Annotated in this window: 9 protein-coding genes; 6 read left to right on the forward strand and 3 right to left on the reverse strand. The window is 50.6% G+C overall.

The features are described 5' to 3' along the window. Nucleotides 1-159: 159 nt before the first annotated feature. Entirely contained in the window at nt 160-972 is an 813-nt protein-coding gene (locus B3P58_RS17215; RefSeq protein ID WP_286719302.1) for a hypothetical protein, read from the reverse strand. Between the two features lie 270 nt (nt 973-1242). Between B3P58_RS17215 and B3P58_RS17220 the strand changes: the two genes are divergently transcribed. The 3 genes from B3P58_RS17220 (at nt 1243) to B3P58_RS17230 (ending at nt 3969) form a co-directional block, all read left to right on the forward strand. Next, nucleotides 1243-2226, forward strand: a complete 984-nt coding sequence (locus B3P58_RS17220; protein WP_286719304.1) for a hypothetical protein — start codon at nt 1243-1245, stop codon at nt 2224-2226. A gap of 131 nt (nt 2227-2357) precedes the next feature. Next, the gene (locus B3P58_RS17225) at nt 2358-2834 is read left to right on the forward strand and encodes a hypothetical protein (RefSeq protein WP_286719306.1); all 477 of its coding nucleotides are present in this window, start codon (nt 2358-2360) and stop codon (nt 2832-2834) included. 124 nt (nt 2835-2958) lie between these two features. Continuing rightward, nucleotides 2959-3969: a hypothetical protein gene (locus tag B3P58_RS17230; protein ID WP_145465929.1), complete on the forward strand. Its 1011-nt coding sequence runs from the start codon at nt 2959-2961 to the stop codon at nt 3967-3969. Between the two features lie 11 nt (nt 3970-3980). On the opposite strand, the gene B3P58_RS17235 is transcribed toward B3P58_RS17230, so the two are convergent. Both B3P58_RS17235 and B3P58_RS17240 read right to left on the reverse strand, forming a co-directional pair. Beyond that, nucleotides 3981-4292, reverse strand: a complete 312-nt coding sequence (locus B3P58_RS17235; RefSeq protein WP_286719307.1) for a hypothetical protein — start codon at nt 4290-4292, stop codon at nt 3981-3983. Beyond that, on the reverse strand, nt 4289-4852 hold the full coding sequence (locus B3P58_RS17240; RefSeq protein ID WP_145465927.1) for an EndoU domain-containing protein: 564 nt from the start codon (nt 4850-4852) through the stop codon (nt 4289-4291). Before B3P58_RS17240 ends, B3P58_RS17235 begins: the two co-directional genes overlap by 4 nt. Before the next feature lie 351 nt (nt 4853-5203). Here B3P58_RS17240 and B3P58_RS17245 point away from each other — a divergent pair, with 351 nt between their 5' ends. From B3P58_RS17245 to B3P58_RS17255, 3 genes are all read left to right on the forward strand, one after another. Then, entirely contained in the window at nt 5204-6208 is a 1005-nt protein-coding gene (locus tag B3P58_RS17245) for an HlyD family secretion protein (protein ID WP_286719310.1), read from the forward strand. After that, nucleotides 6205-7746 (forward strand): DHA2 family efflux MFS transporter permease subunit, encoded by a 1542-nt coding sequence (locus B3P58_RS17250; RefSeq protein ID WP_225693426.1) that lies wholly within the window; start codon nt 6205-6207, stop codon nt 7744-7746. The genes B3P58_RS17245 and B3P58_RS17250 overlap by 4 nt, the downstream gene beginning before the upstream one ends. 450 nt (nt 7747-8196) lie before the next feature. Next, nucleotides 8197-10494, forward strand: a complete 2298-nt coding sequence (locus tag B3P58_RS17255; protein WP_286719312.1) for an efflux RND transporter permease subunit — start codon at nt 8197-8199, stop codon at nt 10492-10494. The last annotated feature ends 28 nt before the right edge of the window (nt 10495-10522 follow it).

Consider the following 10522-nt stretch of genomic DNA (forward strand, 5'->3'; position numbering starts at 1 on the left):
GTTGCAAGAGAACTCTGACAGTGGATTCTACCTCTATAGCGCGCTCTGGTGTGTGGCTGCATGCCGCCGCGCAGGTGCTCAGGCCTGCTTTTTCAGATGGCCGGGTGTGTTTGCAGTTTGTTTATTTGTGGCTTCTGGCGATGCGACAGTGCAGATTCATTATTGCAGCCTGAAATGTTTGAACAGCGCCTGCCGCGCTTCCATATAGTTAATATTTCCATTCGGCGCGGGCATACCATAAAAGTGGTGATCACTACCGCGGTATGCCACCAGTACATCACATATTTTTATTGGTGGGCCGCTGGGAGCGCCGCTTTTGCTTTTGGCTCTTACCCATTCGCAGTCGATCACCGAGATATGTTCATGGCTTATTTTTTCATATGAAAGCCCGGCGGTACTTTCAAACCAGATAAACAGGGTTAACAGCACCAGCAGTGGCAAACACAGGTAAGCATGGTGCAATACGGCTTTGTTATAACGAAAAGCCAGCCAGGGAACGGCGACCATATTGCCAACAAGCAGTACAAATAACACCGTATCGCCCAGCATCAAAAATAAGCGTGTGTCGCTGACTGCCATCAACAGCATGGGAGCAATAAGCAGAACTTCCAGAATGACGGCGCAGCTGACACGGGTACCGGGGTTACGTGCAAAAAGAGCGAGCAGAACAAGGCTGATGCCGAGATACGCCAGTGATAAAAACACCGGTATCGCCAGCGGTGAGATAACGACCAGGAAAATATTTTCGCGGGCAATATCCAGTGCCGGAATATTGACAATAATCAGCGCACAGAGATAAAGGCTGAGCAGAATGATCAGGCTGGCCCACGGAGCATTAAGCATGGCCATAAAAATCCTGCCCAGCACCCGGTTGCAAAAGCCGGTGATATAACTGACCGGTGGGAGCATGCGCAAATCGGTGCCGTTCTGGTCTTGCGGATGATTCTGTGGCTCAGGGGCTTTGCTGTTCATTGTTGTGTTCTTGGCTGGATGTTAGTCGTATTATCCGAACGCCGTTTAAACCGGATCTGGATATACAGGAAACTACGGAAAATCCGGTTTGCTGTCAGGTTGGCTTAATGGGTATTAACAGGCCTGCGTGATTATGCCAGCAGGTGTCGATAGTAAGTGCGACGGCCATCGCAAACTGCATGGTGAGTGCAGCGTTTACCTGATCTTATCTTTACCTTTATCAGTTGCAACCTTTAAACTCCGGGCGAACTTATCAATACGGGATAGCAAATGTTCAGGTTTTCTGAGTTTGCATTAATTGCTCTGGTTGTCCTTTTAACCGGCTGTGACAGCGATTTTGCTGAGCTTAAATTCGGCAGCCCGGTGGTGGCCGATAAGGTCGATTACAGTAACGGCAGCTGGATCAAACCGGTATACCGCCAGGAGATTGAGAGTATTCTCACCGCAGCCGGCGCCGATCCGGATCTGGTAAAAATACACCACGATAAAGATGATTACCGTGGCCAGACCATATTGCTCAGCACACCGATGTTTGGTGGTATTACAACAGAGCAGAAAACAGCCATTAAAACCGCACTGGATAGCGTAGTCGCGGGCAGAAGCAACAGCCTTAATGCACGCTTTATCCTGCATCCGCAAGCGCCGGACAGTGAGATAGCGGACACAGAAAACGAGAGCTACCGTGAGGCTGTCGCCACGCTTGAGGCAGAATATAATACTGAGCTGACACTGGATGATGTGATCATTGGTATCGCATATAGCCTGAGTGATACCTATATGGCCGCGCTGCAGGGCAACAGAGAAAGCAGCGGTGAGGCATTATGTACCGTCAGTATGACGCTGTCGCCATTGCTGCCTTTTCGCGATATTAAGGTTGTGTCGCAGGATAATCAGGTTACCGGATTTGCTTTGGTTAAGCCGATGAACCGTGGCTTTGCCAGCTACGATATTCCGGCGGATATCCATGTGGATTATCCGCTGTTACAGACAAAACTCGATGATAAAGAAGCCCTTATTTCCACTGAACTGACCAATAGTGATCAGTCGCCGTTAAACCGTGGTGAAATTAAAACGCTGGAAATTCAGGTAGGGCCGATAAAAGAAGTGAAACATCAGCTTGGCAAAATGAATAATATGTCGATTTTTGCTCTTAAAGACACATGCCGGAAAATGGCTGCAGAGAAGCTGGGGCGGCCCTTTACCTACAGCATGGGAGAGTCGTTTGACCGCCTTGAGTCTGTCCGCTTTTTGTAGCGGACGATAAGCTTTCAGGAAACAAGGTGCCCTGATTTTTTCGCGGTTAAAAACACCTTAACGAAGCCAACAATCTGCCTGTCAATCTGTGGTAGAGTTTTGTCAGTGATTCTCTAACGGTGGAAATAAACATGGTCAGACCAGGTGTAATGATGCTGGCTCTGCTGCTGCCTTTAAGTGGTTATGCGGCAGATAAAATCAGAGTTCTGGCAGAGGGGGATGAAGCATCCTGTGAGCTGGTATCCCAGCAGGTGTGTTCAACCACCAGTATGAATCCGGCAGACGAATGTCTGGCCTGGCATAAAAAGCAGGCAACGGATGCCGGTGCTGATGCCCTGCTGATTCGTGGGTCAGAAGACTCACGCCGTAATAAACCTTCGCTGACCGGTATGAAAACCGTGGTTACCACCAAAGTGTCGGCAGATTATTACCGTTGTGCTGCAGCGGTCAGTGTTGCGGAAATTGTTGCGGAAACTGTAGTAAAAGACTCTGAGGGCTGGAGCACCGTAGAGAAGCGTTTACTGGTGCTGGAATCGCTGAAATCCAAAGGCCTGATTTCGGTTGAGGAATACCAGTTAAAGCGTCAGGATATCCTTAAGGACCTGTAATCAGTATGGCTGCAGCGCGGCACTGAGGCTTTGGCTGGTCAGTGCTGCAATCATTGATAGTATTCTTTGCAATGGATTGCTTATAGAATGCGCGCCGACTTGAAGGACTAAGGAGCGCACTACATTGAAGGATTTCCGTTCTGCTTTGCGTATTGCCCTGCTGGGCAGCGTTATATTCGCCCATTTTGCCACTGCAGATGGCTTGTCAGAATACCGTGCCCTTATTGGTTTTGATATACGTTCTTCCGACTCAGACAGTATGGAGACCGATAGCCGCAAACTGAGAGGGAAATTATTTTTTTCGCCAGTGAATACCCGTAATGACTACCCTATGGAGCTGCAGGAGTATTTTAACCGCAGCAGTTCGGTGTATCTGAGCCGTACCGCCGCCACTCAGGAATCAGTCATTAATGCCAGCAGTCATCATCTTGGTAAAGGACTGACACTGGCTTCAGCGCAAAGCCCCCTTGTATTCAGCTGGTCAAAACTGGAGACGCAGGATGCCGATGTAAATGCGCTGGTAAGCTTCTCTGGTCGTCAGGATGCGATGGCGGATCAGGCGGCAGATACTAAGTCTCTGGGAATATATATTGATGAGTTCTTTGTGCGTTTCAGTCGCACTGAGCTGGATTCAATGCTGAAGTACAAATATGGCGAGAGCATACATATTTCTGGATTGTCTCCCATTGCAGGTGATCATTATTACTTACAGGTGGATAGCAGGAAAACATCTGATGAACTGGCAGTGATGTATACTGACCGCATGTCGGATGGAACGTATTTTTCGGCGGGTATGAGCCTGGTTTTTTCTGATATTAATGAGGAAATATCAGATCTGAATTATTTCGTACCATTAATGCTGGGTAGTGATCCGGATTTCCCGGGTGCTTTAGTCAACAAAGTGTCGGTAAAGCGATCCTCTGACGAAGAGCTCTGGCGTTACTATGCAACCTGGTACCCCAATCGTTATTCCTACATTAAGACTGAGTATTCCCGTGGTCTTAATCAGGGGATTGCTTTACAGGGTGGCGCCTATCTTACCTACCGGATGTCTGTGTACGCGTCTTTTGTTCATGGAAGTGGCAGCCATAATCCTGCAAAAGTGACAATGGCTGGCCTGGAGTATCTGTTTTAGCGGGTTAATAGCTATTGGCGGCAATACGCTGCCCATTCCTCCAGTGCTGTCAGCACCAGCGGAAAGGGCAGGGTAACCGGGGTCAGGTTGTCACTCGGATATAAGCAATCAAGCAGAAAGCCTTCTGCGTTGCATTCGAATTCATAGCCGTTACCGCAGCCGGAAAATTCTTTAATGTTTCCTGTGGTATAGCGCCGGATACCAGTAATCAGTTCTTCTGCCTGTGTGGCTGAATGCTGTACGTCCAGAACCAGAAAACCCTGTAATGCCTGATGCGCGGGGCTGGCGTCATAGCTGCTCCAGCGAAAATTTTCTGTACTCACGGATAAGTATTTGTCGTGTAGATCGGGAAGCCCGTGTTGATTTTGCTGCTGTCGTCCGGCAGAACCGCTGTGGCAATTTCAAAGTGCTTAGCCGGAAATCCTTTGCAGTATTTATTTTCGCTATCGTTATCCGGTGCGTTCGGGCCGCATTTTGCCCAGCTCGGATTGGCGCAGTTGCCGCTGGCGTTTTGCTGTGCAAATACGATAGAAGCATTGACCTGAGCCTGGGTGCAGTGATCCGGGAACATGGAGCTGAAAGATTTAATGTGAGTACTTTTATTAAAACTCAGGGCAATTTTTTTAAGGGTGTAGATGCCGGAGGCATTCGGGGAGTCCCCTTTTTGTGAGCTGAGGTAGTCACTGGGCGGCTGGTTTTGCGGCATGGAATGAAAGCCTTTGGCATTACCGCTTTTTGCTGGTTCACCACAAAAAATATGATGCTGGTTAACCTGCATGCCTTCTATTGGAGTACTCCACTCGCTGAGATTACTGCAGTTTATGCCGTCAGCAAGGGACAAGGCCGGGAGTATCAGGGCTGATATAAATAAGAGTGTTTTCATGGATCCTTCCTTTGTACTCGGGATTATTTCATTGCTCACAGAGCGGGAGTCGGGCGTCCGTCAGACTCCAGAGGGGCGCTTTATAGCAGAATATTGGCGAGATACAAGAAAAATGGCCGATATTAACCTGCTTAACTGACTGCGCCGCCAGTTAAAGGAGGGGGAGTATCCTGTTGGTTGTGGGCTTATTTGCCGGAATATTGCGCGGAATTGTCTTATTTTATCCGCTGAGGTGTCTAATTCGCCAGAATTGGTCGGAATATTGAAACAGTTTGGCTACAAAACCTCTGTTTACACTGAACACATTACCGTTAGACTGCTACGATTTTCGTAGTCCTTTTCAGGTTTTTTATGTCCAAACAACAGAAACTCAGTGCGTTATTGGTCATTCTGCTGCTGGCCGGTGGTTATTGGTGGTGGTGGCATCAGGGCCGTGAAGATACCGATAACGCCTATGTAAAAGCCGATATCGTGCCGGTCATGAGCCGTATTCAGGGGACGGTAACGGCGACTCCCGCACCGGCCAATCGCCTGGTCGCTGAAGGTGATGTGCTGCTGCAGCTGGACCCGGCGTTGTATCAGGCGAAGCTGGCTGAGGCAGAGGCTGTGCAGGCCGAGGCGGAAGCGCGTCTGGTGCATCTGGCCGACCGTGAGAACGCTCAGCAATCGCAGATTGTCGCCGCCCGTGCCAGCGTGGCTGCCGCCGATGCCGAATGGCGCCGTACGGTGCAGCAGGCTGATCGCCTGTTGCAGTTAATGGGCAAACAATATGTGTCGCAGGATGATCTGGATGCGGCCGAACTGAATAAGGCCGCCGCGCAGGCACGATTGAATCAGGCCAAGGCTCAGCTGGCTGCACAGCAGGCCAATCTGGTGACGCTGAGTGGTGAGAAGCCACAGTTGGCTGCCGAGGTGGCCAAGGCTGCGGCGGCGGTACAGCGGGCGCAGCTGGAGCTGGATTACACCACCATCCGTGCGCCGCGTGCGGGGATTGTGACCAGTCGTCAGGTGCAGGTGGGGCAGAGTGTTGAGCCGGGTATTCGTCTGCTCAGTCTGGTGACTGAACCGATCTGGGTGTACGCCAATTTTAAAGAAACCCAGGTTGCCGATATGGCTGTGGGTCAGGCCGTCGATATTCATGTGGATGCGTTGGGCGGCAAAGTTCTGAAAGGCCATATCGACAGCTTCTTTGCTGCCACCGGCTCTGAATTTGCGTTGCTGCCACCACAGAATGCGACCGGCAATTTCACCAAGGTGATTCAGCGTTTACCGGTAAAAATTCTGTTTGATGAAGATCAGGATCTGAGCGCGGTGCGTCCGGGCATGTCGCTGGAAGTGACGGTTTTTACTGAATGAGCGAGCGCTTTCCCAAGCACTGGCTGGCCATCAGTGGCGCTCTGTTGGGCGCTTTTATGGCCATTCTCGATATCCAGATTACCAATTCATCGCTGAAGGATATTCAGGCGGCGCTGGGTGCGACGCTGGAAGAATCGTCCTGGATTGCGACCTCGTATCTGGTCGCCGAGATGATCGCTATTCCGCTCTGTGGTTTCTTTGCTGCCTGGCTATCGCCGCGGCGTTATCTGCTGTGGAACGGTACGATATTTATTCTCGCCTCGCTGGCCTGTTCTTTTGCCTGGAATCTGGAGTCGATGATTGTCTTCCGTGCCGTGCAGGGGTTCAGTGGCGGCGCGCTGATTCCGATGGCCTTTACTCTGATTATTACCCTGCTGCCGCTGGATAAGCGTCCTCTGGGAATGGCGTTGTTTGGTGTTACAGCGACCTTCGCGCCAACCATTGGCCCGACGCTGGGCGGCTGGCTGACCGAAGCCTTCAGCTGGCATTACATCTTCTATCTGAATGTTATTCCCGGTATCGCTGTATTAATGTTGCTGGCGGCGGGTCTGGATAAAGAAGAAGGTGATCCGGAACAGCTTAAAAAAATCGATCTTTTCGGCATGCTGACCATGGCTCTCGGCCTGGGCTGTCTGGAGATCATGCTGGAAGAAGGCGCGCGCGACGATTGGTTTGATGCCGAATATATCCGCTGGCTGGGGCTGGTTTCGGCCATGAGCCTGTTTCTGTTTGTGCGCAAACAGCTGACTACGGAACATCCGCTGGTGGACCTGCGCCTGTTCCGCAGTCTCGATTTCTCTCTCGCCTGTGTGGCGTACTTTGTTCTCGGTGCAGGGTTATTCGGCTCGGTGTATCTGGTGCCGTTATATCTGGCATCGGTACATGACTATACGGCGCTGGATATTGGCCTGGTATTAATGTGGGTCGGCTTTCCACAGTTGCCTTTCTTTCCGCTGATTCCCCGTCTGCTGAAATTTATTGACGCCAAATATCTGGTGGCTTTCGGCTTCTTTGTGGTCGGTGGCAGTATGTGGATGAATATGCATATGAGCATCGATTACAACGGCTCTTATCTTATTCCGGCACTGCTGGTTCGTGCTTTGGGACAGCCATTTATTATGGTGCCGCTGTCGATTATGTCGTCGCAGAATCTCGACCCCAAAGACGCACCCTCGGCTTCTACGCTGTTTAATGTGATGCGTAATCTGGGCGGCGCTGTGGGGATTGCTCTGCTGGCAACCCTGCTGTCGGAACGCACCGATTACCATCTGGCTGAGCTTAAGCAGACGCTGGTCAGTGGCAGTCAGAATCTGGCGGAATACCTGCGCCTGCTCGGAGGCGCTCTGGAGAGCGGCGGGGGCAGTGCCGATCAGAGCTATGGTGTCTTGATGAAGGAAGTAACTCAGCAGGCCATGGTTATGTCTTATAACGAGGCTTTCTTTGTGCTCGGGCTGACCCTGATGGTTGCTGCCTTGGCATCGCTGGCGATCCGTTCGGCTGATAAGCAGGCAGCAGGGGCTGAAGCCGCTGTTCATTAATATTGCCGGTTGTTATTAAAGCCGCAGGCGGAGTTTTCCGGCTGCGGCTTTTTTGTTGCCGATTCTGCAACTGGCCGGTAAACCTGCCCGCTTCCGAAAGTTTCCTGCGGCCCGTTTTGCTGTAATTATCCACCCCGGATTTGTTTATATAATTCTTTATTATTAGATTTATAAATTTGTTAACAACGTCTGAGATATTGCGCAGCTGTCCTGATTGGTGAGTAATATTGTCCGGATGCGTGATTGCATTCCGGATGCTATTTGTCCTCAGTAAAAAATTGTCGGATAAGTTGCATTAATTCTTATTTTTTCTGTTCCTGTCTCTGGCCTTAAGGGAATGCTCTGGGTAATATCCGCGGCCGTTCCGGGCATTGTTACAACGATTATTCTAAAGCCGCTGATGGCAAACGATGTGCCAGTTTTTTTTAGCAAGGCTAAAAGGATTTTATCGTGTCATTCTCACTGCGTTATCCGTGGCTGGTTATTGTTGCCGCCATGATACTAATAATAAGTCTGACAACAGGGGCGACAAAGCTGTCATTTGTGTCAGACTTCCGGGTTTACTTCAGTGCTGATAATCCGCAGCTGCTGAGCTTTGAGCAGCTTGAAAAGGATTTTAATAAACAGGATACGCTGACGTTTCTGTTGCAGCCGTCATCGTCAGCCACTGTGCTTGATCCCCTTGCGCTGAATGAAATTGCGCAACTCACCCAGGCCGCCTGGGAAATTCCCTACGCCCGTCGGGTAGATTCTCTTACCAATTATCAGCGTATTCAGTCTGCTGATGACAATATTAATATCGATGATTTCTATCGGCCCGAGCAAGCGTCTGCTTGGGATATTGCGGGTGAGTTGGAATATATCCGGACTCAGCCCGATCTGCTGAATCGTCTGGTCAATAAAGACGGCGATCTGGCATTAATTATTGTCAGCCTTTCATTACCGGACGGTGACGAAAAAGCAACCGCCGAACTGGTCGCCTATACCCGTGAATTACTCGCCGCCACAGAATTGCAGTATCTGGATGTGCAGCTGTTTGGTACGGCGATTATTAATCTGGCGCTGGCTGAAGCCGTAGAGCGCGATATGGAAGCCTTGATTCCAGCCAGTTATTTACTGATTTTCGCCGGTATCTTTTTTCTGACCCGCTCTCTGGCCGGTACTTTTCTGGCATTAACCCTGACGCTGCTGAGTGTAATGGCGACCTTTGGTGCTCTGGGATGGGCCGGTGCGCTGGGACTGACAACGGCACGCCTGACTCCGGTGGTGGGTGTTGTGCCATCGATGATTATGATTATCGTAATTGCTGACTGCCTGCATATTCTGGCGACCTATCAGCATGGGCTGCGTGCCGGTATGAGCAAAGTACCTGCACTGGCGGAAGCGGTTAAATCCAATATTCGTCCGGTGTGGATTACTTCGATCACTACTGCGTTTGGTTTGTTGTGCCTGAATTTCAGTGAGTCTCCGCCATATCGCGACCTGGGCAATTTAGTCGCTTTTGCCGCGTTGTTAGCTGCGGTGCTGAGTCTGACTCTGTTTATTGCTGCATTGCGTGTTTTACCACAGCCAAAAATACAGCCGGGCCGGACGCTGGCGCATCCCGGACAATGGCTCAGTGGTTTATTGCTGACATTCTGGCAGCGGGTATTGCAGCCGCATCCGCGGGCGTTACTGCTGGGGGCGGTCATTGTTTCAGCGATGCTGGCAGCAGGTGTCAGTCAGCTGAAATTCAATGAACAGTGGCATCAGTATTACGATGAATCCTTTGCGGTTCGCCAGGCACTGGATCTGCAGAACGATAAACTTAACGGCGTTAATTTTATTCAGTACCGCATCGCGGCACAGGATGGTGGCTCGCTGTACCGTACCGAACCTATGCAACAGTTGCAGCAACTGGCTGAGCATCTGGAAACCTTTGCCGAAGTCGGTTTTGTTGACAGTCTGCATCAGCCATTACTGACACTGAATCAGGCACTGCATGATGGCGATAAAAATTACTACCGCATTCCCGCTTCCGATGAGCAGGTCGCTCAGGCAATGCTGCTGTACGAAATGTCTCTGCCTTTTGGCATGGGTCTGAATGAGCGTCTTACTATTGATCAGACCGCCAGCCGTTTTACCGTGCATTTATTCAAGCGTACATCGCGTGAATTAGTGGCCTTTGATCAGGCGTTACTCGACTGGGCGGCAGAACATACTCCGGCGCTGAGTATCGCTCCGGGCAGTGGGCTGGATATGGTATTTGCCCAGATTTCTGACCGTAACAGCATCAGCCTGTTTCAGGGCACATTACTGGCGCTGGTATTAATTTCGGCGGTCATGATGCTGGTACTGCGTTCGGTACGCCTCGGGTTGATCAGTCTGGTGCCGAATTTACTGCCGGCACTGCTGGCCTACGGTATCTGGGGTTATATCAGCGGCCATGTTGATCTGGGGCTGAGCATTGTTGCCTGTATGAGTCTTGGTCTGGTGGTTGATGACACCGTGCATTTTCTTGCCAAGTACCGCAGCGCCAGGGCCAGAGGTGAAAGCACCGAAGCGGCCATCGAATACGCATTTTCTACCGTTGGCGTGGCCATGATTATTACCAGCCTGGTACTGGCCGCCGGTTTTGCACTGTTGCTGTTGTCACCTTTTTCGCCCACCTGGGGCATGGGTGGGCTGATGGCTCTGACGGTTATCGTTGCCTTACTGGCCGATCTTATTCTTTTACCTTTGTTGCTGATGCTGTTGGATCGCGACTGAATTTTTCTGATTTATTCAATTAATGAGA

Source organism: Thalassolituus sp. UBA2009 (genome assembly GCF_002335285.1).
Taxonomy (GTDB): domain Bacteria; phylum Pseudomonadota; class Gammaproteobacteria; order Pseudomonadales; family Oceanobacteraceae; genus Venatoribacter; species Venatoribacter alkanivorans.

What these genes read in the sequence shown, in the direction of transcription:
- B3P58_RS17215 (WP_286719302.1), bottom strand. Translation starts at nt 972, where the DNA reads ATGAACAGCAAAGCCCCTGAGCCACAGAATCATCCGCAAGACCAGAAC.
- B3P58_RS17220 (WP_286719304.1), top strand. Translation starts at nt 1,243, where the DNA reads ATGTTCAGGTTTTCTGAGTTTGCATTAATTGCTCTGGTTGTCCTTTTA.
- B3P58_RS17225 (WP_286719306.1), top strand. Translation starts at nt 2,358, where the DNA reads ATGGTCAGACCAGGTGTAATGATGCTGGCTCTGCTGCTGCCTTTAAGT.
- B3P58_RS17240 (WP_145465927.1), bottom strand. Translation starts at nt 4,852, where the DNA reads ATGAAAACACTCTTATTTATATCAGCCCTGATACTCCCGGCCTTGTCC.
- B3P58_RS17245 (WP_286719310.1), top strand. Translation starts at nt 5,204, where the DNA reads ATGTCCAAACAACAGAAACTCAGTGCGTTATTGGTCATTCTGCTGCTG.
- B3P58_RS17250 (WP_225693426.1), top strand. Translation starts at nt 6,205, where the DNA reads ATGAGCGAGCGCTTTCCCAAGCACTGGCTGGCCATCAGTGGCGCTCTG.